The sequence below is a fragment of the Hyphomicrobium sp. genome, from assembly GCF_041659645.1.
GTDB lineage: Bacteria > Pseudomonadota > Alphaproteobacteria > Rhizobiales > Hyphomicrobiaceae > Hyphomicrobium_B.
The window spans coordinates 912,633-934,543 of the sequence record NZ_JBAZXX010000001.1 but is presented as its reverse complement, the minus strand read 5'-3'; the positions used below and the strand labels follow the sequence as shown (position 1 = coordinate 934,543).

The 21,911-nt window shown below is 59.9% G+C and carries 21 protein-coding genes; 9 read left to right on the top strand and 12 right to left on the bottom strand.

Annotated features, from left to right (window positions below; all coding sequences use genetic code 11):
- Positions 1-465 precede the first annotated feature (465 nt).
- Together WC811_RS04365 and WC811_RS04360 are read left to right on the top strand one after the other, a co-directional pair.
- Entirely contained in the window at positions 466-996 is a 531-nt protein-coding gene (locus WC811_RS04365) for a septal ring lytic transglycosylase RlpA family protein (protein ID WP_372641352.1), read from the top strand.
- A 262-nt stretch (positions 997-1,258) separates the two neighbouring features.
- Positions 1,259-1,768, top strand: coding sequence for a septal ring lytic transglycosylase RlpA family protein (locus tag WC811_RS04360; protein ID WP_372641350.1), 510 nt, complete (start codon positions 1,259-1,261; stop codon positions 1,766-1,768).
- On the opposite strand, the gene WC811_RS04355 is transcribed toward WC811_RS04360, so the two are convergent.
- A complete protein-coding gene (locus WC811_RS04355) occupies positions 1,747-2,130 on the bottom strand; it encodes a lysozyme inhibitor LprI family protein (protein ID WP_372641348.1) in 384 nt (127 codons plus the stop codon). The two genes, WC811_RS04360 and WC811_RS04355, sit on opposite strands and share 22 nt — an antisense overlap.
- A 229-nt stretch (positions 2,131-2,359) precedes the next feature.
- On the opposite strand from WC811_RS04355, the gene WC811_RS04350 reads away from it, so the two are divergent.
- Entirely contained in the window at positions 2,360-3,157 is a 798-nt protein-coding gene (locus tag WC811_RS04350; protein ID WP_372641346.1) for a helix-turn-helix domain-containing protein, read from the top strand.
- Here WC811_RS04350 and WC811_RS04345 read toward each other — a convergent pair whose 3' ends face one another.
- From WC811_RS04345 to WC811_RS04335, 3 genes are all read right to left on the bottom strand, one after another.
- Entirely contained in the window at positions 3,158-3,655 is a 498-nt protein-coding gene (locus WC811_RS04345) for a DUF3280 domain-containing protein (RefSeq protein ID WP_372641344.1), read from the bottom strand.
- A gap of 150 nt (positions 3,656-3,805) precedes the next feature.
- Positions 3,806-4,897 (bottom strand): patatin-like phospholipase family protein, encoded by a 1,092-nt coding sequence (locus WC811_RS04340; RefSeq protein WP_372641342.1) that lies wholly within the window; start codon positions 4,895-4,897, stop codon positions 3,806-3,808.
- Positions 4,898-5,230: 333 nt separating this feature from the next.
- Complete coding sequence (locus WC811_RS04335; RefSeq protein WP_372641340.1) at positions 5,231-6,136, bottom strand: metallophosphoesterase; 906 nt, start codon at positions 6,134-6,136, stop codon at positions 5,231-5,233.
- Positions 6,137-6,232: 96 nt separating this feature from the next.
- On the opposite strand from WC811_RS04335, the gene WC811_RS04330 reads away from it, so the two are divergent.
- The 4 genes from WC811_RS04330 to WC811_RS04315 all read left to right on the top strand — a co-directional run bounded on the left by WC811_RS04330 (position 6,233) and on the right by WC811_RS04315 (position 10,183).
- Positions 6,233-6,685, top strand: a complete 453-nt coding sequence (locus WC811_RS04330) for an NUDIX domain-containing protein (RefSeq protein WP_372641338.1) — start codon at positions 6,233-6,235, stop codon at positions 6,683-6,685.
- Positions 6,686-6,735: 50 nt separating this feature from the next.
- Positions 6,736-7,254, top strand: a complete 519-nt coding sequence (locus WC811_RS04325; RefSeq protein ID WP_372641336.1) for a GNAT family N-acetyltransferase — start codon at positions 6,736-6,738, stop codon at positions 7,252-7,254.
- A gap of 184 nt (positions 7,255-7,438) precedes the next feature.
- On the top strand, positions 7,439-9,631 hold the full coding sequence (locus WC811_RS04320) for a DUF1217 domain-containing protein (protein WP_372641335.1): 2,193 nt from the start codon (positions 7,439-7,441) through the stop codon (positions 9,629-9,631).
- A gap of 243 nt (positions 9,632-9,874) precedes the next feature.
- Positions 9,875-10,183 (top strand): hypothetical protein, encoded by a 309-nt coding sequence (locus tag WC811_RS04315; protein WP_372641333.1) that lies wholly within the window; start codon positions 9,875-9,877, stop codon positions 10,181-10,183.
- 16 nt (positions 10,184-10,199) lie between these two features.
- Here WC811_RS04315 and WC811_RS04310 read toward each other — a convergent pair whose 3' ends face one another.
- From WC811_RS04310 to glmM, 8 genes are all read right to left on the bottom strand, one after another.
- Positions 10,200-11,033, bottom strand: a complete 834-nt coding sequence (locus tag WC811_RS04310; RefSeq protein ID WP_372641331.1) for a hypothetical protein — start codon at positions 11,031-11,033, stop codon at positions 10,200-10,202.
- A gap of 246 nt (positions 11,034-11,279) precedes the next feature.
- Positions 11,280-12,074, bottom strand: a complete 795-nt coding sequence (locus tag WC811_RS04305; RefSeq protein WP_372641329.1) for a YdcF family protein — start codon at positions 12,072-12,074, stop codon at positions 11,280-11,282.
- Between the two features lie 29 nt (positions 12,075-12,103).
- Positions 12,104-13,393 (bottom strand): adenylosuccinate synthase, encoded by a 1,290-nt coding sequence (locus tag WC811_RS04300; protein WP_372641327.1) that lies wholly within the window; start codon positions 13,391-13,393, stop codon positions 12,104-12,106.
- A gap of 100 nt (positions 13,394-13,493) precedes the next feature.
- Positions 13,494-15,176, bottom strand: a complete 1,683-nt coding sequence (locus WC811_RS04295; RefSeq protein ID WP_372641325.1) for a mucoidy inhibitor MuiA family protein — start codon at positions 15,174-15,176, stop codon at positions 13,494-13,496.
- Between the two features lie 155 nt (positions 15,177-15,331).
- Positions 15,332-16,504 (bottom strand): phosphoserine transaminase, encoded by a 1,173-nt coding sequence (locus WC811_RS04290; protein WP_372641323.1) that lies wholly within the window; start codon positions 16,502-16,504, stop codon positions 15,332-15,334.
- A gap of 92 nt (positions 16,505-16,596) precedes the next feature.
- Positions 16,597-17,469 (bottom strand): hypothetical protein, encoded by an 873-nt coding sequence (locus WC811_RS04285; protein WP_372641321.1) that lies wholly within the window; start codon positions 17,467-17,469, stop codon positions 16,597-16,599.
- Between the two features lie 278 nt (positions 17,470-17,747).
- On the bottom strand, positions 17,748-18,536 hold the full coding sequence (locus WC811_RS04280) for an outer membrane protein (RefSeq protein ID WP_372641319.1): 789 nt from the start codon (positions 18,534-18,536) through the stop codon (positions 17,748-17,750).
- A 258-nt stretch (positions 18,537-18,794) separates the two neighbouring features.
- Positions 18,795-20,147 (bottom strand): phosphoglucosamine mutase, encoded by a 1,353-nt coding sequence (gene glmM, locus WC811_RS04275; protein WP_372641317.1) that lies wholly within the window; start codon positions 20,145-20,147, stop codon positions 18,795-18,797.
- A 350-nt stretch (positions 20,148-20,497) separates the two neighbouring features.
- Here glmM and WC811_RS04270 point away from each other — a divergent pair, with 350 nt between their 5' ends.
- Entirely contained in the window at positions 20,498-21,406 is a 909-nt protein-coding gene (locus WC811_RS04270; protein WP_372641315.1) for a ParA family protein, read from the top strand.
- Between the two features lie 25 nt (positions 21,407-21,431).
- Positions 21,432-21,902 carry a hypothetical protein gene (locus WC811_RS04265; RefSeq protein ID WP_372641313.1) on the top strand — a complete coding sequence of 157 codons (471 nt, stop codon included), beginning with the start codon at positions 21,432-21,434 and terminating at the stop codon, positions 21,900-21,902.
- Positions 21,903-21,911: the final 9 nt, after the last annotated feature.

The window sequence follows — 21,911 nt, the reverse complement described above, 5'->3', positions numbered from 1 at the left end:
GACGTTCAACGCCAAGTCGGTGGGATAGCCAATTGAATGGTAAACAAAATATGGCGAAGGGGTTGTTAAGATTTTCGTTCCGTAAATGACCGCTAAATTCTGCGACCTGGCGTCGCGCAACCTAAAAGTGCAGTTAAAATAGTCGATACTTTTCTATGAGTTACGAAATATGGTTAAAAAGTGTTGGCAGCCATGGGTTGACCGCATCGCCCTGCCAGTGCTCGGTGTCGGCTGCCAGGACGGGGGGAGACCCCAGTCAACAAGCACGGGCAGCAGTACGAACTGGGTTCTGGAGTTCAGTTTCGGGTCACACGGGGTTTCCGATTTAGGGGCTACTTTCTCCCAACATTAAGGACGGTGCCGCCACCGAGGCGGTTGACCCGTAATCGCCATGGCTGATTACGGGCGGGGGAAACCGCTCATTCGACCCGCAACCACTGCTGCTCCTGAAAAAAGGAGTGCATTATGCGTTCAACTATCGCGATCGCCGCGTTCGCTTTGGCAGGGATCACCATTGCCGCCGTGCCCGCAGAAGCGGCCCGGAAGTGCCACGGTTCGTCCCATGTTTGTGGCCAGTCGTCTCACAAGGCCACCTATCGCAAGGCTTCATATAAGTCATACCACAGGTCTTCGCAGCCCCGGTACGCCCACAAGCAGTCCGGCAAGCACTATGCACAGGGTTCGTCGCGCAAGCGCCACTATGCTTCTGGCGGCGGCTCGGGTGGCGGCATGGCATCGTACTACTGGCAGGGCCAGCGCACTGCGTCCGGCGCTCGCTTCAATCCCGACGGCTTGACGGCGGCCCACCGCTCGCTGCCGTTCGGCACGCGCGTCCGCGTCACGAACCAGTCGAACGGCCAGTCGGTCGTCGTGGTCATCAACGATCGTGGCCCCTTCGTCGGCGGCCGCGTCATCGACCTGTCGCGCGGCGCTGCCCGCGCGATCAACATGACGGGCGCCGGCGTCGCACGCGTAGCGCTGCAGGTCTTGAACTAAGACTTATGCTCGGACGGCATCTTCGGGAGGCGTTGGATAACCAGCGCCTCCCGACGTTTTTCCGCCATTCGAATCGTCATAGTCTCGATGATTGGGGGAAGTTCCGGGGGGAATGTGCGTGCGCCGAAGCACTCGTGTGGCTTGTGTTGCCTTTCTAGTCGGTCCGGCCGTCCTTGTGGGGGCCGCCGTTGGCCCGTTGAAAGCTCAATCGCTGTCTGATGCCTTGTCTGGCCCCGCGGCCAACGCTGCCAATTTTGCGGCTATGAGCAACTGGTCGACGATCACTCAGCCAGACCCGCCAAAACCGCCGGCAGCCAAATTCGATCATTGGCAAGCCAAGATCACGCTCGCAAAGCCCACCCTTAAACGGGTGAGCAAGGTCGCTTTAGGCACCGAACCGCCATTTGCTCTCCACGGCCCGATCGCGGACGGTGTCGAACACGCCATGAAGGGCATCGCCTCATATTATGGATCGGGCGCAAAGACCGCCACGGGCGAACGCTTCAATCCCGACGATCTGACCGCAGCGCACCGGACGCTGCCCTTCGGAACTCGCGTCCGCGTCACGAGGGTCGACAACGGCCAGAGCGTCATCGTCCGCATCAACGACCGCGGCCCCTTCAAACCCGGCCGGGTCATCGACCTGTCGCGCAAGGCTGCCGAAGATCTCGCGATGACAGATACGGGCCTGACCAACGTCAAACTCGAGGTGCTCAGTCGCGAAGATCCGCGCAGCGCCGAGAACATCGCTCAGCGTTCGCTGCGCCGATAGGCCTGCTCAAGGCGCGTTTCCAGAACGCTGATCTGATCGAGATACGCGCCCTTGATGCATTCGGAGTCGCGGCCGCAAGCATCGCGCGCATCGAGAAAATGCTGCTGGTAGACCTTAAGGTCCGCGCGTTGGTACCGGCTTCCATAGGCTGCTTTCAAATTCGCATAGAGCCCGCTCATGCGCTCATCGAGTGCCGATAGCCGGTCGCTGCCGCAGATCGTTCTTTCCGACGCGAACTCAGCGTTGCGGCAATCGAATTCCTGAGACACCGCCGGGCGCACGCTGCCCGCCATGATCGCAAGCGCCAGCAGCGAACCCGCCGAAATCAACCCCGCCAATTTCAATGTATTCGTATCCGACATGGTGCCCATCTCCTTGCGTCGCGCGCCCCAGGCGTGCGTGTTTCCACCCCAGCGGTGATGGAGGCAGAGTGCCAAAAGCGGCCCGGAAAGATCAGCCCGTTAACCGCCAGCAGGCGGCAATCGGAAGAACCTGAAATTTGACCTTCGATTCCGATTGCTTCCTGCCGGTAAAAATCGGTAATTTCCAGCAACGGCGGCGTCCGTCGCCACGCATCAAAACTCGTGGTCCATGAAGAAAGCCGCCGCCCAGATCGCTCCCGCCACAACGCGCGCCGAGGCTCTCGACCGCATCAAAACGGCGATGGTCGAGAAGAAGCTGACGCAGGCTGAACTCGCCGATACAGCCGACTGTCACGAAAAAACGATTCAGAACCTGCTCGGCGGCCGGTCCGTCCGGGATCAGACGCTGTTCGACGTCTGCATGGTGCTGGGCCTCGATTTCCACGGCCTTCGCGACGCTTGGCACGGCGAGACGGTTGCCGTCGAAAGCGCCAACGGGCCTCTCGAATTTGCCGGCAACGGCGGCGGCATCGCGCCGATTTACATGGGCGCCTATACGCAGGCCGCCGTCGATCACTACATCGGCAGCTATCTGACGCTTCGGCGCTCGTTCTCGCTTCCCGATACCATCGTCGCCTATCGCACAGACATCAGTTGGGACCCCGATTGGCCGAGTCTCCTATTTCAAGAACGTGATCGTCCGGACGCACCCTACGCCCATCGCGGTCGCCTCTATATTCCGGCGTCGTCGAGTTTCATACACCTCGTCTCTCTGACGAAGGGCGCGATGCGGATGGTGGTCGTCTCGCAACTCGACCGTGCCGGCGAAATGCGCGGTATCATCACGACGCTCAATAAGCAGCGCGCCATTTTCATTCCGGTCGCGACACCCATCCTCTATGCCCAGCGCCAGAATTTCGATGCCGACACCTTCGGCGAAGTCACGCCGAAAAATCAGGCCTACGCCGAATACAAGCGCTTGCTCGATGAAACCGTCACCGAAGGCTACGCCCGCCTCGTCGGCTGACTACGATTTCTGTTCGAAGAAGTAATTGTCGAGCAGATATTTCAAGCTCCGCGACCAAGATTCATCGGTGTTGCCACGGATGTCTACACTCTTGATGAACAGATATTTGTCTGTTTCCGGATCCGCTATATAGACGTTCATGTTGAGGATCAGGTTCGAGACTTTCTGTACCGTGATCCACCCGACGCGGTCGGCTTTGAGCGCCTTTCCATAATCCGCCTCGCAGCCGCCACATGTCCCTACCGGCTGACCACTCGCAATCTTCGCTCGCACCTCGTCCGTCAGCGGTACAATAACATAGCCGCCGGATGTCTCCAGCGCCGAGGTGAATTGCCCCCCGATCGCGGTCATGCGATCGCGCTCGGCGCGAGTCGTTGGTTCTAACCGCTCATTGTCGTTTTGCAGACGAACACCGAGGAAGGCGAACCGCAGTTGCGCCGCTTCTGCACCCGCACTTCCGATAAGAGACGCCGAAAACAGCAGCAAAACAGTGAGCAAGCAAAAAGTGGCCTGACGACAGTAATACATGGCGATCGATCCTCATCTGCTAAGGATCAAACCGTCTAAGGGAAGGTTGGTTGCTTCGGTCGCAAAAGCCTTGGACGACACGTCAGGCGAGACATCGTCCCGCCGAACGCGAAATTTTACTTACTTCTCGCGCTTCGCGCCCATTCGGCGCCGTTGCACCTGTCGCTTCGGTTGCGCCACGGTGCGAAACTGCACACCGTCCTCGACCGGCGGGAAGAAGTAATTCGCAAGGTCGACCGTTTCGAGCCTTCCGACCGCCGAGCGCGCGACGGCGAGCCACTTCTCCGCATGATCGCGCCCAGCGCCGTGCAGATACGTGATGACATCCCAATTGGGACTCATGGTCGTCTCGGGATTGAGCGTCCCTGTGATCGGACCGCCGTCGATCAAATGAAACCTGTGGCGACAGATTGGCGCCAAGCGTCCCTTCGCCAGCAGCGGCCCCGATGTCTCGCGCACCGCCGTTACGATTTCGATATCGCGCAGCAGCGGTGCGTTGAACGTCAGCCGGTTGGCGTGATTTGAGATATCGCGCGACGTCGTCGGGAGATGTTCGTTGACCCGCGGCGAAACCATCACGAGCAGCGTGTCGCCGATCGGACTTTCGCTCGCCAGCGTCACGATATCGGGATTGGCCGAGAAGCCGCCATCCCAGTAGGCCGAGCCTTCGATCTCGACGGCATGGTGCATCACCGGTAGACACGCCGACGCCAACACCGCTTCGATGGTGATTTCATCCTGGCGGAAAAGACGCGCGCGCCCCGTCGCGACATGCGTGGCCGCTATCAGCAGCTCGACCGGAGACTTCGCCCGAATGAGGTCGAAGTCGACATGATCGGTAATCAGCCTGCGCAGCGGATCGAAGCCGAGCGGATTGAACTCATACGGCGACAGCATCGTCGCGAGGTGCGTCGTCAATTGTGACGGCCGAACAAGTCCGTTCAGAAACGGATTGAGACGCGTGAGGTCCGGAACACCGGCCTGATGGATCGCGTGCCAGATCTTGTACATCTTCTCGCGCGCCTTCGCTCGCGAGCCTTCCGCCAAACCGGCGGCTAACGCCACTGCGTTGACGGCACCGGCGCTCGTTGCGCTGATCCAGCCGAACTGCAGCGTTTCATCTTCTAAGAGTCGATCGAGCACGCCCCACGTAAAGGCGCCGTGCGCTCCACCGCCCTGAAGGGCAAGATTGATTTCGACAGGCTTCGCCAAATTTGCATTGCTCCCCGCAGACCTTCTGAAAAACGAAAGCCAGCGTGCGTCCATATCAATACTGCTCGCGGCAAGCTTGTGTCATTGGCGCCGCGTCAGAACGACAGGCTTTCACCCACCTTAGTCACTAGCGTGTAAATGTTACATAGGCTCGTCGCGCGTTACCGGCCCATCCCGTGGGCGTCCGTGCGATCATGACGGCTTAGCAGGTAAGCATACATACAGCGCGCACGAAGACGACGCGTCACGATGCGGCATCGCAGATACATTTTCGTTGATCGCGTGGCATTTGGCCGCGATGTATACAATGCGGCAACACATCGTGACGAATTTTTACGCAGGCGCGTTCAACACGGTTTCGCTTATTTTCTTGACCGTCCCGACGTCGCCGTCGATGCCGCGCACAATATGACGAATGCGCAGGCCATTCTCGTTTTTGAAAAACGTGAAGAGATTGTAGTTCGCGGTTGGCTCCTCGCCATGCGCAATCGCCGCCGATGCCGATCCGATTCCGACAACAGGAATTGGACCTCGCCGCGACGCCAGCCAATCGACGCGTGTCCGGTGATTGTGACCGTAGAGCACGAGTTCGGCGTTACCACGCTCAAGAAGATGCGCGAGATGCGCCGCGTCGCTCAATGCCCGTCGCGAAGGCGCGAGATCCGGCAACGGCGGATGATGGATCAGCACCACGCGGACTGCACCCTCCTCGCCGAGCGCATCGAGAAGCTCGCCTGTAATCTCAAGCTGGTGCCGGCCAAGTTTGCCGCTGGCGTAAAAGGGCGGCGTCTCAACCGCGGAATTCAACCCGACCAGTGCGATCGGCCCGACTCGCCGAACGAACGGAAACGCCAAGTTGTCGTCTTCGCCGCCCATGTAGTCTGCCCATCGCGCGACCCCGGGATCGCCATGCAGGCTGGAGTAGATGTCATGATTTCCCGGAACGACCGTGACGTTGGCAGGCTTGCCGACCTTTTTCAGCCACGCGAGCGCCGCCTCGTATTCCTGCGGTAACCCGAGATTGATGAGGTCGCCGGTAATCGCGATATGATCTGGCCGCAAGGCTTTGGCGTCGGCGATCAGCTTATCGGCAATCGTCCCATGGTGGACGCGGCGGCGCTTACGCATCCAATTCAAGTACCCGAGCATCCGTTTCGCATTCCAATACGGCCACCCCGCACCGAAAACGGGCGGCAAGTGCACGTCGGAAAAATGTGCGAGGGTGAATGCTTCGGTCATTTGCTGCGGGAAGGATATATTGGGAGGGGCACAGTCTAGATCACCTTGCGGATTGGGAAATGTCCAGCGACGGGCACGAAAAAGGAGAGTTTGCCGTTGAGAGAAGACATTCCTCTGGTCGGCCGGTGGATTGCCCGTGCCTTTCAAAAATATTGGCGGGTGGTCCGCGGACTCCGCCTCGCCGTCGATGCCTGTGTCGTCGACGAAGCCGGTCGCATCCTTATGGTCCGAAATGAAAGTGGCGGCAGCTGGGAATTACCCGGCGGAGCAGTCCAGAAAGATGAAAATCTCGAAACGGGCTTGCGCCGGGTCCTCCGGAGCGCGGCCGGCATTGAAGTTAACGGCAAACCCGAATTGTCGTTCTTTTACGCTCCGGACAAGAGCGGGCAGACGGGTGTGTATGTCGTCCGCCATTGGCGGCCCCATCCCGGACCGGCTCCTCGCAAAACGAGCTTTTTTCACACCGCGCGCCTGCCATCAGGCATCTGTCCGCTGGCGGCCGAGCGAATTCGCCGCTCCCTTAGAGATCGCACAGCTTCGGAAGTGTGATAGAAGCCCCGCCGGCCCTCCTCAGTCCGTAAAGCTTCTTGTATCCACGCATGCCTTCATCGTTGACCATCCGAGCGGCACTCCCCGACGATATCGCTGAGATATCCGAGTTGCATGCACGAGTCTTTGGCCCTGGGCGCTTTGCCCGGTCTGCCTATCGGGTCCGCGAAGGCAAAGGCCATCTATCGCGGTTTTGCCTTGTTGCCTGCCTTGGCAAAACGATCGTCGCCTCCATCCGAACCACCGAGATCACCGTCGGAGGCAAATCCGGCGCCGTGTTGCTCGGTCCGGTCGCCGTCGATAGCGAGCATCGGAGCCTCGGCCTCGGCAGCAAGCTGATCGCCGCTGCGTTCGACGCCGCGCGCACCGGCGGCGCGAAACTTATCGTCCTCGTCGGCGACGATCCCTATTACGGCCGGTTCGGTTTCAAACGCGTGCCGATGGACCAGATCGTCTTTCCCGGACCTGTCGATCCGCAGCGCATCCTGGCCTGCGAATTGGAGCCCAATTCTCTCGCCGCGTACCAAGGCCTCGTGGTTGCAGAACCACCAGCCAAAAATCCCGGCTAAATCCGGCACCCTCGGAAACAATCGTAACGTCGTCGTAACCGAATCCGCTGACCATCACGCGGATACGGTCGAAGGCGGTCGCGAAAGTTGTATCCAGAACAGTAGGTGTGGCTTCGGCAGGCTCGCGCAAGCCGTGAGACCGAAAGTTCGCCAGACACAAGGCACCTGAAGCGGAATATCGGCAATGACCTCGACGTATCTCCTCTACCAGAGCTACGCGGCCAACCTCCCGAAAACGCTTGCGCGTATCGGCGCTCAATCCGACGTCTCGAACGCGGCAAAATATTATCAAGACAACATCGGCAAAGTGTCCTCGGTCGATGATTTCCTGAACAACCCGCGCCTGTTCTCGTACGCGATGACGGCCTATGGCTTAAGCGATTTCAACTACGCCAAGGCCTTCATGAAGAAGGTTTTGACAAGCGATCTCAGCGACAGCAGCAGCTTCGTCAACCATCTCACCGACCCGCGCTTCCTAACGTTCGCGAAAGCCTATCAATTCTCGACCGAAGGCACCATCGCCACCCAACCCGTCGTCGTCCAAAATTCCTCCGACGAAGACGACACCGTCGATGCCTACACGCAGACTCAGGTCAATAAGGGCACGGCCGCCTCGACCGAAGCGACGTACTACCAAGCGAATATCGGCAACATCACATCCGTCGATCAGCTGATGTCGAACCCGCGCCTTCTGAACTTCGCGGTCTCCGCCTATGGGCTCAATCCCGATCTCGTATCGAAGACGACGATCCGCGCCGTCCTGACGAGCGATCTTTCAGATCCCAACAGCACCGCGAACACGCTGAATAACTCAAACTACAAATTGCTCGCCGGAGCTTTCAACTTCAACACAGATGGCAGCGTCAACGGCACAGCGCAGTCGGCAGCCAAGACCACAACGACGGTCTATCAATATTATAACGCCACCGGAACCAGCGCGACACCTGCGGCCGCCGCCTACAAAACCCAATATTATAAAGCCGGCATAGCGGGCATCACGTCGGTCGACGATCTCCTCGCCAACAGCACCTTGATGGACGTTGCGCTAAATGCTTTCGACCTGAACCCAAATTTGCAATCGCAAACCTTGCTTCGTCAGGTTTTGACGAGCGATCTTTCGGACCCGAACAGTGTTGCCAACCAACAGAGCAACGCTGCGTTTAAAAAGCTCGCGGCGGCGTTCAACTTCAATTCCGACGGCTCCGTCAACGGCTCGGCTCAAACGACGGATCAGACCAACAGCGTCGTCAATCTGTATTCGACGGGTTACGACGACGCCCAGCAGACGGCCAACGATACCGCGACAACCGCCTACAAAAATGCCGTGGGCAGCGTCTCGACGATCAACGACCTGCTGAACACCACGGCCTACAATTACATCCTGAGCGCGTATGGCTTCGATTCCAGTACGATGTCGAAATATACACTCACGAAGATTTTGGAGAGCGACCCGGACGACCAGAAAAGCTTCGTCAACCAATCGCACAACGCCGCTTATATAAAGCTCGCCTCCGACTTCAATTTTGACTCGAAGGGCAACGCCAAGACCGCATCCGTGGCCCAGACAAATACGAATTTGTCCGCGACCGTTACGCAATATCTATTGAACAATGGCGGCGTCGCCGCCTCCGGCGCGACCGAGACCCAGCAGCAAACGATGGCGCAAACCGAAGGCACCTACTACGCGACCACCATGGGCACGATCACGAATGTCGATGATTTCCTCAAGAACTCACGCCTCGTCAAATTCGCCCTCGATGCATACGACCTGAAGAGCGCCAATCTTTCGACCGACGACTTGCGCCAAATTCTGACCAGCGATCCGACCGATCCCAAGAGCTACATCAATAAGCCGGAGAACTCGAAGTATCGCGCGCTTGACGTCGCATTCAATTTTGGCACCGATGGCAAGACGCTCGATGTCCCGGCGACCATCGTTCAAGACCGCAGCCAGCTCATCACGACGACAGATGGCTACGTCGAGCAGACGATGGAAACGCAGGCCGGCAATCAAAGCGACGGCGCCCGCCTGGCCCTCTATTTCCTGAAGAAGGCATCGAGCATCACCTCGCCCTATCAGATCTTGGGCGACAAAGCGCTTCTGCAATTCACCCAGACTGCTCTCGGCCTTTCGAGCTACATGTCGGCCGCCGACATCGACGTTCAAGCGACGATGATCACCAAGAAACTCAATATCTCCGACCTTCAGGACCCGACAAAGGTGAACAAGCTCATTGCCCAGTTCTCCGCGCTCTATGACGTCAACAACTCAGACGTCGCGTCGACCTCCGCCGTTCTTCAGATCTTGCAAGGAAACTCCAGTTCATCGAACGGCATCATCACGATCGATCCGATCACCGTTCCAGTCAGCTTCTGACCTATTCAATTAATGCCGGCGTTTTAACGGTTCGGCGTCGCTTTTGCTCCACTATCACGACGCCTGTACTGCATGGAAACTCGGGGACCGGCGGCCCCATTTTCCTGCAGGAGGCGGTGAAAACCAGTAATTTGTGCCTTTATGGCAGCAGCCGCGAGGATAAGGGCGGATGGTCTTTTCGCCGGGGCTTCCAGGGGCTAATCTAATGTTGGAAATTCCAAGTCTCACCCAGAGGACATCCCGATGAGACCCTTCGCCATCGCAAGTGCGGCCGCGACCTTCTTGGTCTTGTCGCTCGGTCCGGTCGGCGCAGAACCCCGTTCAGGCTCCGGCCCCCGGGCAGCGGCAGGAGACGTCCCCGTCGCGCCGGTCGACCAGCGCGGACCGACGTTACCGCCCGACACCATGCTCGGACCGGATTCCGGTTGGAACGGACGAAATAGCGGTGGCGCGGCCGGGCCAAACTACAACTTGGTCCAACCGCTGTTTGGGCCTGCGCTTCCGACGCTGCCGAAGCCGCGCCGCAAGCCGCGCATTATTCTCGGCGAATAACGTGCCGCTAACAGGTTCACCAGCCTGAGAACCTGAAGCGCGCAGGGGTGTTTTCATCGCGGCTTTTGCCACCGCGAATGCCGCCAAACCACGCCGCGACAAGCCCGATAAGAAGTCCCAATCCCGTCAGCAAGCCTGAAAGTTCGGTTGCCTTCTTAGCTTTGTCCAGGGCCACGATCGCATCTGCATAAGCCGCGTCCACCCGCGTTTGCGCGTCAGCGAGCGGGATACCCGTCTTCGCCGCAATAATATTCGCAACGAAGGTTTTATCGGTGGTTGCAAGCCCGTCGCGGCCGAATGATTTGAGGAAAATGCCCTCGATCGTTGTTGTCTCATCCGTATTGAGCAATTGCACGGCGGTTACCGGCTTCCCATCAGGCGGCGCCACCATCGTCGAGACGATCGCTGACAAAGGACTGCCAGCATTTGAACCGGAAAACTTGGCGACCGCCGAGCCCGCATGAAGAGCCGCGGCACCCGCACCCAGCGCCAGGAGGCCTCCGAACAATACGCATACAGCGCCGGTAACGAGACCCTGAAGCCCATCACGAAATTCGACTTCGTCGATGGGCACGTCGGCAATCCGAGGCCGCACGCGCGCCGCTATGAATCCCGCCACGAGGAAAGCTCCGATCGTCGCGATCAATCCCCATGCTGCGGCAACGCTCGCGGCGATGCCCGTATACGATTGGCCGGGCCACGGTGAAAGCAGCGACAAGCCGCCCGCAACTCCGAGCGACACTAGGATCAACGACACCGCCGATCCCGACACGGCACCCGCGAGAACGCCCCGCCAACTCAAAAATGATTCCGCAGGACTGCTTGCTTCGATCTCGATGACGTCGGCCATCACAGAATCTCCATCGATCATCTAAAACCCAGAAGGCTCAGAAGAAACGAGATGACCACGATTAATCCGATAAGATAGATGATCTCGTGCATTGCACGTCTCCTCGCCAAGACACAGACCCCCAACCGTGCCCGCGACGCGTTTGTTCCAAACGAAAAGCGTCGGCGAGATTGCGATCCTCAGCGTGCGGCGCACAACAGCCAAGGCTGACGCATCGAGGCACGCACCATCCAATCGAGGGCGACGTCAGGGTCCGGGAAAGAGCGCGGAACTTCGGCCCGAGACCCAATATGCGACAAGGCCGATCCATTCCTTGACGGCGAGATCGGTGCGCTGCAATCCGGCCGCGATGCTGTCGAAGGGACGAAACGCATCACCCTCGCCGCTCGTCCGGAAGTCGACAGGATACGGCACGACATCGAATCCGACCCGACGAAACACACCCACCGAACGCGGCATATGATAGGCCGACGTTACGAGAAGCCAGCGATCCTCCGGCGTCGGTTTCAGCAAAGCCTTCGTGAACGTCGCATTCTCATAGGTATTGCGGGACGCATTTTCGACGACGATGCGATCGGGCGCGATCCCGGCATCAATGAAATACTGCCGTACCGGACCGCCAATACCTTCCCCGCCGAACAGCGAACCGCTGCCGCCTGTGAAAACCACCTTGGCGCCGGGAAGCGTCCGCGCGAGGCGAAGCGATTCCGTCAACCGTTCGGCCGCTTCATTGAGCGCGAGACCGCCACGAGTCAGCGTAACCGAACCGTCCTCGAAACCGCCGAGCAGAATGATGCCGCTGATTTTTTCTTGTGGCAGCGGCGGCACATGCAATCCGAAGCGCTCTTCCAGCGGCAGCACCAGGATGTTTCCGCCGGGAAGGATGCCGAAAAGCACGACAATCGCGAGACCGGCATAAAGAAACCGCCGTCCCCACTTCGGACACCTGCGCACCATAAGCACACCGAGCAGAAGCGCGAAGAACGCCAAGCTCGACGGCTGAATGCAGAAGAAGATAACTTTCGACGCGATAAAAAACATCGAAATCGCCCCCTTCCGCAAACTTCAGATCAGATGAAAGGATCTTTCATCAGGATGGTGTCGTCTCGCTCCGGACTTGTCGACAGGAGCGTCACCGGGCACTCGATCAGTTCCTCGACGCGGCGAACGTACTTCACGGCCTGCGCCGGGAGATCCGCCCAGCGCCTCGCGCCGTAAGTCGATTCCGACCAACCTTCGAACTCTTCGTAGATTGGTTCGACCTCGGCCTGCGCCGTCGCGCTCGCGGGCAATCGGTCGAGCGTCTCGCCGCCGAACTTGTAACCGACGCAAATGCGGATCGTGTCAAATCCGTCGAGGACGTCGAGCTTCGTCAGCGCGATGCCGTCGATCCCGGAGACCTTCGCCACCTGCCGCACGAGCACGCTATCAAACCAGCCGCAGCGGCGCTTGCGTCCTGTCACGGTTCCGAACTCGCGGCCACGCTCGCCGATTTTCTCCCCGATCGCGTCCACCAGTTCCGTCGGAAATGGCCCCGACCCCACGCGCGTTGTGTAGGCCTTGGCAATGCCGAGTACATAGCCGACATGACGCGGTCCGATACCCGAGCCCGTCGCCGCCTGCGCCGCAACCGTATTCGACGACGTGACATAGGGATATGTGCCGTGATCGACGTCGAGTAATGCGCCCTGCGCGCCCTCGAACAAAATACGCTTACCCTGCCGCCACGCCCGATCGAGAAACTCCCACGTCACGTCGGCGTAAGGCAGAACCTTCGGCGCAATCTCGACCAGCTCCGCGATGAGTTGGTCTTTGGAAACTTCCGGCTGTTCGAGGCCGCGACGTAACGCATTGTGATGTGCGAGCACGCGATCGATCTTGGGGCCGAGAGTGGCGGGCGACGCCAGATCCTGAAAGCGGATCGCACGGCGGCCGACCTTGTCTTCGTAGGCGGGACCAATGCCGCGCCCCGTCGTGCCGATCTTCTCGGTGCCGGCTGCAGCTTCGCGCACGACGTCGAGCTCACGGTGCAACGGCAGGATCAGCGTCGCGTTCTCGGCAATGCGCAGATTATCCGGCGTGATGACGATGCCCTGCTCCTGCAGCCGCTGAATCTCGCTGACAAGCGCCCACGGATCGATGACGACGCCATTGCCGATGACCGACATTTTATCCGGCCGCACGACTCCTGACGGCAATAGCGAGAGTTTGAACGTCTTGCCACCGATGACGAGCGTGTGCCCGGCGTTATGACCGCCCTGGAAACGCACGACCACGTCGGCGCGCTCCGAGAGCCAGTCCACGATCTTGCCTTTGCCCTCGTCGCCCCATTGGGCTCCGACCACGACAACGTTCGCCATTGCAGTTAAACCTTCTTAGCCTTCTCATGATTTGGCCCCGGCTTGAGCCAGGGCCTCGCGGATACCCGCTTGTAGACGTCTTGGACCGGAAGCAGCCGCTTCAAGGTCCGTAAACGATAGACTTCGCCGCCGGCCACGACACCCGATAGCCGTACTCGAGGATCTTCTCTTCATCCGGTTCGAGCCGCGCCGTAAACGCAATGACGCCGCGCTTGCCGTCGACGTTTTGCGTCGTCGGCGACGCCCGTCCGGTCACCTCCACCTTGATATCGTCGTTCTGTGAGATCGGAACGCGATCGAGTATCGTTACGTCGATGGCCCGCTCATGCAGATTCTTGACATTGACCTGGAAATTCCGGCTGTCGACATGCGACGTCGAAATGAGACCGGTCTCGCCGCGCTTGTCTTCGAGCACCGAATGCTTGACTTTAACCTGATCGTCAACGCCGAAACCGATGTCGTGGTCTTCGCCAGGCCGCAAAAGCGGTAAATCCCCGGCTCCGACGAACGTCCCGTCGCGGAACAGATAGACGGTCCCCGGCAACATCGGCAGCCCCTTGGTCACTTTGATGTTGGCATAGAGATAGGCGTTAGCGTCAACCTTCGGCGCCGCCCGGCAGCCCAGCACAGGCTCGCTGTCTTCCGTCGACAGCAGCACTCGCTTGGGTTCCCCCGTGGCGGCAATCGTCACCCGGCCCTGAACCGCGAACGTCGCATCGAACGGCGCGCTTTTGATCTGTGCGACGGTCTCTGCGGCCTCCATCGGCGCGTTCGCCTGGCCGCCAAGCGCTGGAGCCGCGTCCAGTTCTGCAGCGGCTGAGCGCTTTGCCATCAATGTCGGGGCTGGCGACGGCGGCGGAGACATTGTCGCGACGGGCTTCGCCTCGGGCTCGAAATCGACGAGCTGCGTCTCGAGGTCAGGAGCGGACGAACCGTCCGACGGCCGCGCCGTCGAAAGTTCCATAGTGACCCCGTTCCAATCTTCCCCGGAAAGCTGCGTGATCTCCGCGCGCCGGTCGAGCGAAAGCCTCGGCGGCTCGGTCTTCGAACCGGTCGACAGCCGTGCATCGTAAAGCGGCACCCAGCGGGCGTCCGGGACCTGATAGTGAATGCTCAAATCGACATCGAGCGGGCTCTGCGCAATGACATGAATCCGCAATTCCGTTTGCTCGGTGCGCGTCGGCGCGAGCGACGACAGCAGCGCATTGACGTCCGCGATCTGACGATCGATTTGCCGTGTCTTCTGCTCGGCATCGAGCGCGAGCTTGCTGGCGTCCGTCGTCCCTTGCGCGATCAGCGCCAGGACCTTCGTCCAATCATCGAGAGACGTCCCCGGTTCCGATGCCGACGCCCGGCGCATTGGCAGCTGAGCCAAATTCCCAATGAGCTTCTTTTGCGTCTTCGCCGCCTGCGCCTGCGCGTCGATCGTCGTCTTCTGGTCCTTCAGCGCCTGGATTTTATCTTCGAGCATTTTGCGTTGAGCGTCGGCCGATTCGCTTTCGGCCTGCTGCAGAAGTTTCCGCGCCGTATCGACCGAGCCGATATCGAGCTTGCCCGTCGCCCGGCCTTCGACCCGGATCGAGCCGGGTACCGCGCTCGCGGACACGTCGCTGACGATAATCGTGTGCTCTCCCTTGTCGAGATGGGCCTTCGCGATCCGCGTCACCTCCGCGCCCGATAGAAACACCGTGACCGCATCGACCGTCGATACCGCCGGAACCTGCGCCGCAAGCGCGTTCACGGAGAAGCCGACAAAACAAACGGCCGCTAAGACAAGGCGCATCGAGCTATGACCTCTTGTTGATCGTTTGTGACACCTGGGGGGATCGACGCCGTAGCGGGCTGGCGGATCCGACCGAGTATGGCCGATGGCGGCCGCGATAGAAAGACATTGACACGCCCGGTTTTAACCAGATTGCGCGAAGGATTTCACGATTTTCAGCCACGGAGCGCCGCTGAGCGAGCCTCCGCATAGGCCCAATCGAGCCACGGGAGAAGGGCCACGATGTCCCGTGTCTCGACCGTCGTGCCGCACCAGATCCGCAAACCCGCCGGCATGCCACGATACGCCGCGATGTCGAAGGCCGCACCTTCGTTCTCAAGCCGCCGTACCATGCCGTGCATGACACCGAGACGCACGCTCTCAGGTGCCCCCGAGATTTCCGGCTCCGCAAAGCGCAGCGCGACGGATGTATGCGACCAAGTCCGCGGATCGACGGCCAGAGGTTCCGCCCAATCCGTTCGTTCGATCCAATCGTAAAGCGCCGCCGAATTGGCCCCGGCCCGCACAATCGTCGCCTCGATACCGCCGATCTCGGCCGCCCACGCAAGCGCATCGAGATAATCCTCGACACACAGCATCGACGGCGTGTTGAGCGTCACGCCTTCGAAAACATCGCGCAGAATACCGTCTGCATTCCACAACCGGAAAAGCTTCGGCACCGGCCATGGCGGCCGATACGACTCTAAACGCGCGAGCGCGCGCGGCGACACGACGAGCATGCCGTGCGCGCCTTCGCCGCCAAGCGCCTTCTGCCAAGAGTAGGTCAGCACGTCGATCTTGCGGAGATCGATGTCTTCCGCGAACAGCGCCGAGGTCGCGTCGCAAAAAACCAAGCCGTCGCGATCCGCCGCGATCCAATCGGCGTTCGGCACGCGAACGCCCGTCGTCGTGCCGTTCCAGGTGAAAAGCACGTCGCGTGCGAAATCGGCTTTGCCGAGATCCGGCAGATGCCCCGGCTCGGCGTCGAACGTGCGCAGATCGGGAAGCTTCAATTCCGCCGCCGCGTCGCGCAGCCAATTTCGCCCGAACACATCCCATGCAAACACGTCGACACCGCGCGCACCGAGCAAATTCCACATCGCGAGTTCGAACGCACCGGTGTCCGACCCCGGAACGATCGCGACTTCATAGCCCGGCGGCAAACGTAGAACGTCGCGCGTCCGCGTGACTGCGAGCTTCAATCGCTCGCGGCCTTCCGCTGAGCGATGCGAACGGCCGACGAACGCGCCATTAAGCACGTCCGGCCGCCATCCTGGGCGTTTCGCGCACGGGCCGGAGGAGAAGAATGGCCTTTCAGGCTTCGTTTTTGGCTTTAGAGGCTTGATCATCGGCGCCTCTTAGCACGTCGTCCGCACAAAGAAAAAGGCGGTCGCGAACGACCGCCTTTTCGGCACCAAAGCAACACGAGGGTGCACGCTTTCTAATCGAACTTGATACGCAGGCCCGAGCGGAACTGCTGCAGGACCGAGTCCTTGAAGGTGAAGCGATTGTCGCCTGAAATCGAGTCGCCATCGATCGAGATGCCACCGCTCTCCCAGAGCATCTGCCAGCCGTTGTCCCAGATGATCGAGTCGGTGAGTTCGGTTGCGATGCCTGCCTGCACGGCAGCAGCAAGGTTGATTTGATTTTTCGAGCTGGAACCACTCCTGCTCACTGGGCCCGGTGTCCCACCATTATTGCAACTTATGCCGGGAAAATCGAACGTATCGGAGCAACTAGCCGTTTCGGTATAGTTACGTTGCAAACGTCGCCACGAGAACCCAAATCCGCCGCCGAGGTAAGGCGTGAAGCGCGTACCCGTCGGAATATCGTAAAGAAGATTAAAGAGCGCTGTGGTCCTTGAAAGCTTTACGGTTTCATTGCGAAAAACGCCATATTCCTGGGTTTCTATCGCGGTCCCCGGCTCCCCGAATGTCCTATATTTCATTTCGCCGTCGATGAGATTTGTATTCGGCGTGTAATCGACCGCAATCTCCCAGCGCAATGACGGCGTAATGTAGCGACCAAACATCAATCCAAAGGTGGGCGACATCGCAATATCGCTGCCGTCCTTTACGGGCATGTTGGGGTCGGAATCCTTGATCGTCGCATCCGTGAGCAAGTTGCCGCCGAGCGCCAGCCCGACATACCAGTCGCTGTCCGCATCATAGGTCGGCACCGGCGCGGGAGCAGGCACCGGGATCGGAACGCCGCCGCCCATGTCCTTGACGCCTCCCCAGTCGGCCGCCATCGCAGGCGCCACACCGGAAGCCATCACAAATATCATCGCAATCCACGATTTCGCAGATCTCATAACCCCACCCCTCAATGTTGGCGCTGCGAAACATACGCGCGCCACTCGTGACTCTGCTCAACGCTACGCTTGCGCTAACAAAGCCTAGGGAGGGAAAAGCAGGCTCCGGTCGGTGTCCTGTGCGCTCCTCAAAAGAGGAGCGCACCACGCGTAACGAGGACACACGAACGCGAAACACCACAGTACAAACCGCACCTTTTGGCATTTCAAACAGGAGCGAAAACGACCGCGCCTGCCTACAAAACTTTCCGAGCGGCAACACGCCCGGACCGTGAAAACTAGTTCAGGTCGTAACGCACACCGACGCGAAACTGATGCGCCGTAATCTCTTTCAGCTTTTCAGTACCCGGCGTGCCGTCGGCATCGAATGAAGCCGTCTTGGCGTCGCCGAGATAAAGAAAGCGGTATCCGAAATCGAGGTAGACGGCGTTGCCAGTGTTGACCTGCACCGGTTCATCGTCTTTGGAACTTCCCGAAACGTACATCGTGCGACCGCCCCAAAGGCGCCACGAAACGCCAGCCATTGCAGCTACCGCGAAATTATCCGTCGACTTGCCGCCGAACGACGACGTGCCCGTGCCATCAACGACCGTTCCGGAATTCGTTTCGTTGTGCGCGTAGCCGAGACCGGCGCCGATATACGGAACGAACCGGTCGCCGCGATTGAATTCATAATACAGGTTGGCGAGCACGACCATGCTGTTGAAGTCGAGCCGCGACGATCCGAAATCGAAGTTGGTTTCGCTCGTGGCGTCGAACATGTGGTCGACGGTGATGTCGCCCCGGAAGCCCCAGGCATAATATTGCCCGATGCCGCCGCCGACGGTCCACGCCCCGTTCGACTTCGTGCTGTGATTATCGAAATCGCCCAAACTTATTGAAGGCGTGGGATACCAGGAATATCCGCCATCGGCCCGGATATACCATTTCCGCGTGTACGCCGGCATCGGCGCCATGGTCGGCGCGGCATTGAGATCAGGTTCGCCGAGGTCGGCAGCCGACGCGCCGACAACACCGCTCAATACCAGTGCAGCGCTGAGAAACGGTACTGTGCGCGCAAAAGACATCCGGGTTCCCTGGTCGAGTCAATCCGGCGCGAAGCACCGAACCGACACAAAAGACGAACCCGAATATTGCCGAGAGTGCTTAAGGGAGACTTAATTGCCGTCGAATTGTGGAACGCGGAAAGGGCGGCAAACCCTAACAAAAGGTAAACGCGGAAAGATTACAACGTTCGCGGATTATTATAGCCTCACCGTCATCCCGGCGCAGGCCGTGATCTAGCCAATCATCAAAGTGCGCGCGTCGAGCCCCGCCGGTTGCCGCTAAGCTGCAGCGGCGGCCGACCGCACGGCATCGACGATATCGCCGACGATGCTCGATACGATCTTCTCGTCATCGCCCTCGGCCATGACGCGGATAACAGGCTCAGTTCCCGAGGGCCGGATAACAAGACGGCCGTTTTCGCCGAGCCGAGCTTTCGCGCCCTCGATCGCCTTGACGACGCGTGTATCTTCAAGCGGCTGACCGCTGGCATAGCGCACGTTCTGCAGGATCTGCGGCAGCGGCCGGAAACGATTGCAGACCTCCGAGACGGTCTTCCCCGTCGCGACCACGCACGCGAGAATTTGCAATGCCGAAACAAGTCCGTCGCCCGTCGTCGTAAAATCCGAAAGCACGATATGCCCCGATTGCTCGCCGCCGACGTTGAACCCGTGCTTGCGCATGTGCTCGGTCACGTACCGGTCGCCGACAGGCGTGCGTGCCAACGTCAATCCGATGGACCTCAGATAACGCTCGAGGCCCAGGTTGCTCATCACGGTCGCGACGATCCCGCCGGCTGTAAGCTTTCCGGTTCGGTGCCAGCTCTCCGCGATCACCGCCATCAGCTGATCGCCGTCGACGAGATCGCCCTTTTCATCGACGATCACGACCCGGTCGGCGTCGCCATCGAGCGCGATCCCGATGTCGGCGCGCATCTCCTTGACCTTATCGACGAGCGCTTGCGGCGATGTCGAGCCGCAGTTCAGGTTGATGTTGAGACCGTTCGGCTCGACTCCGATCTTGATGACTTCCGCGCCCATCTCCCACAGCGCTTCGGGTGCCACTTTATAGGCAGCGCCATGCGCGCAATCGATGACGATCCTCAACCCGGCGAGCCTCAGTTGCTTCGGCATCGTCCGCTTCGCGAATTCGATGTACCTCTCTTGCGCGCTCTCGACACGCGTCGCACGGCCGATCCGGTCGGCATCGACGAGCAGCGTGGCGCCGTCCGCCTCGATCAGCTCCTCGATCTCCTTCTCCATGTCGTCGGAAAGCTTGTAGCCGTCCGGATCGAACAGCTTGATGCCGTTGTCATGCGACGGGTTATGCGATGCCGACAGCATCACGCCGAGATCCGCACGCAGTGACCGCGTCAGCATGGCGACCGCGGGTGTCGGCATCGGCCCAAGCAGAAACACGTCCATGCCGACGGCAGTGAAGCCCGACATCAGCGCCGCTTCCAGCATATAGCCCGAGAGGCGCGTATCCTTGCCGATGACGACGCGATGGCGATGCGCGCCCGATCGAAAAACGGTTCCCGCCGCCATACCGATCTTCAACGCGATTTCCGACGTCATCGGATGACGATTGGCGAGACCGCGAATTCCGTCCGTCCCGAAATAGCGCCGTACCATGGTATCCTCCCGTGCAGCCGGAATGCTCGAATTCAAACCTAGGGCCTGAATGCGCTAATCCGAAATATTGATGAAACGCGTGTTGCGACGCGCCAATACACCACTCGTCCCCTCGCCATCATAGATGCCCGAGCCCGCATCCGCATTCCATCCCCATGGTTGAATGAAGCGGAATTTTGCACGGAATTCCACTACGGGTTGCAAACAGCGCTAATAAGGCCCCACCCGTCGGGCATCCACGCGCGGGGTGGCGAAGCGACATGGAATCGGCCCATAGGTCGGCTATTGATGTTGAGCGCACCGCAGAGGGCAGACGGTTTGGCGTGCGCGATCTGAGAGGTAACGCAATTATGGCAGTGTTTCTGGCGGTGGCGAACCGCAAGGGCGGCGTCGGCAAATCCACGGTCGCAGTGATGCTCGCGCACGGTCTTGCCGTTTTCGGCGGCAAGCGCGTCCTGCTGATCGATCTCGACTCCCAATGCAACGCATCGCTGATCCTAATGGGCGGCCAAGGCTGGAACGAGGCGCGCAAGGCGGGCAAGACGATCGCCGACTACTTCTATGATCTCTTCGACGGCATTCCGGCCGACGCCCGCGACTACGTAGCGAAGAACGTCGGCGATGTTGCTGCCGCCAACGGCAAGCCAGCCCCGATCTCGCTGGTGCCGGGATCTCTCCTGCTTGAGGATATCCAGGGCGAGCTTTATCTGAAGCAGGCGAACCAGAGCAACGTGCCGGAAGTCGTCGCGAACCGCGTTCGCGGCCGCATGGAAAGCCTCATCCGCCGCTTCGAAGGCGACTATGACGTCGTCATCCTCGATTGCGCCCCCGGTCTCTCGTTCGCCGCGCTGGCCGCATTGAAGACCGCCGACAAGGTCATCGTTCCCTTCCGGCCGGACTATGTCTCGCAGCTTGCCGTCGACCGTGTCGCCATGTTGATCGAAGACATGCGCAACCTCGACGACCTCGCGGAAATGGCTCCCGAAGACCGCCGCTATGTCTGCCTCGCGAATTACGTGCGCAACGATGATCGGGACTATATGATGATCGAGGAAATCAGCCTCGTTCATCCGGTTCTTGAGACCTTCCTGCCGCAACGCAACGGCATCGCCAACGCTTTCGACTACATCGGTCAGCTTCGCCCGATTGACGTCAAATATTCCGACGCCGCGGGCGACGTAAAAGAACTCCACCTGGAGATCGCGCGGCTGGTCGAAACCGTCGCTGCGAAGAAGAAAGCAAAAGTCGCAGTTTCTTAACCGCTGAGGCGAGAAGACCTCGATCATGAGCAAAGGCAAACAGCTCTGGCCCGGCGACGAGATGCTCGCGTTTTTTCGCGCCCACATTCGGCGCGAAACGGCGGTCGACGCCGAAACCGCCGAAAAGCTCGCGGCTGCGCTGACGAAGGCCGTCAATCGGATGCTCGTCCGGGAAGTCCCGGCCGATAGCCCAGAAGCGCCGGTCGCCGCGCCCGCTCCCGAGATCAAGAGCCCTATTGAAGTTCAGGAACGCCATGACCGCGCGGAGAACTTCAATCCCTATCTTTTCTCCGCTCTCGTCGCCCTCGCCAAGCATGGCCGCGACGGTCTGATGCTGCGCTTGAAGGACATCAAGTCGGCGGAACACCTTCGCGCCTTCGCCGAAGCGCAGCATGTGCCTGTTGACGCTTCGCTGAAGCGGACCGACGATATCCGCAAGGCCATCGTCGTGGGTGTTGAGCGACGTCTCGCGGATCGCAAAGCCGCAGCGAGCTGATCGCTGCGA

What these genes read in the sequence shown, in the direction of transcription:
- WC811_RS04365 (WP_372641352.1), top strand. Translation starts at nt 466, where the DNA reads ATGCGTTCAACTATCGCGATCGCCGCGTTCGCTTTGGCAGGGATCACC.
- WC811_RS04360 (WP_372641350.1), top strand. Translation starts at nt 1,259, where the DNA reads ATGAGCAACTGGTCGACGATCACTCAGCCAGACCCGCCAAAACCGCCG.
- WC811_RS04355 (WP_372641348.1), bottom strand. Translation starts at nt 2,130, where the DNA reads ATGTCGGATACGAATACATTGAAATTGGCGGGGTTGATTTCGGCGGGT.
- WC811_RS04350 (WP_372641346.1), top strand. Translation starts at nt 2,360, where the DNA reads ATGAAGAAAGCCGCCGCCCAGATCGCTCCCGCCACAACGCGCGCCGAG.
- WC811_RS04335 (WP_372641340.1), bottom strand. Translation starts at nt 6,136, where the DNA reads ATGACCGAAGCATTCACCCTCGCACATTTTTCCGACGTGCACTTGCCG.
- WC811_RS04325 (WP_372641336.1), top strand. Translation starts at nt 6,736, where the DNA reads ATGCCTTCATCGTTGACCATCCGAGCGGCACTCCCCGACGATATCGCT.
- WC811_RS04320 (WP_372641335.1), top strand. Translation starts at nt 7,439, where the DNA reads ATGACCTCGACGTATCTCCTCTACCAGAGCTACGCGGCCAACCTCCCG.
- WC811_RS04315 (WP_372641333.1), top strand. Translation starts at nt 9,875, where the DNA reads ATGAGACCCTTCGCCATCGCAAGTGCGGCCGCGACCTTCTTGGTCTTG.
- WC811_RS04310 (WP_372641331.1), bottom strand. Translation starts at nt 11,033, where the DNA reads ATGGCCGACGTCATCGAGATCGAAGCAAGCAGTCCTGCGGAATCATTT.
- WC811_RS04305 (WP_372641329.1), bottom strand. Translation starts at nt 12,074, where the DNA reads ATGTTTTTTATCGCGTCGAAAGTTATCTTCTTCTGCATTCAGCCGTCG.
- WC811_RS04300 (WP_372641327.1), bottom strand. Translation starts at nt 13,393, where the DNA reads ATGGCGAACGTTGTCGTGGTCGGAGCCCAATGGGGCGACGAGGGCAAA.
- WC811_RS04295 (WP_372641325.1), bottom strand. Translation starts at nt 15,176, where the DNA reads ATGCGCCTTGTCTTAGCGGCCGTTTGTTTTGTCGGCTTCTCCGTGAAC.
- WC811_RS04290 (WP_372641323.1), bottom strand. Translation starts at nt 16,504, where the DNA reads ATGATCAAGCCTCTAAAGCCAAAAACGAAGCCTGAAAGGCCATTCTTC.
- WC811_RS04285 (WP_372641321.1), bottom strand. Translation starts at nt 17,469, where the DNA reads ATGAGATCTGCGAAATCGTGGATTGCGATGATATTTGTGATGGCTTCC.
- WC811_RS04280 (WP_372641319.1), bottom strand. Translation starts at nt 18,536, where the DNA reads ATGTCTTTTGCGCGCACAGTACCGTTTCTCAGCGCTGCACTGGTATTG.
- glmM (WP_372641317.1), bottom strand. Translation starts at nt 20,147, where the DNA reads ATGGTACGGCGCTATTTCGGGACGGACGGAATTCGCGGTCTCGCCAAT.
- WC811_RS04270 (WP_372641315.1), top strand. Translation starts at nt 20,498, where the DNA reads ATGGCAGTGTTTCTGGCGGTGGCGAACCGCAAGGGCGGCGTCGGCAAA.
- WC811_RS04265 (WP_372641313.1), top strand. Translation starts at nt 21,432, where the DNA reads ATGAGCAAAGGCAAACAGCTCTGGCCCGGCGACGAGATGCTCGCGTTT.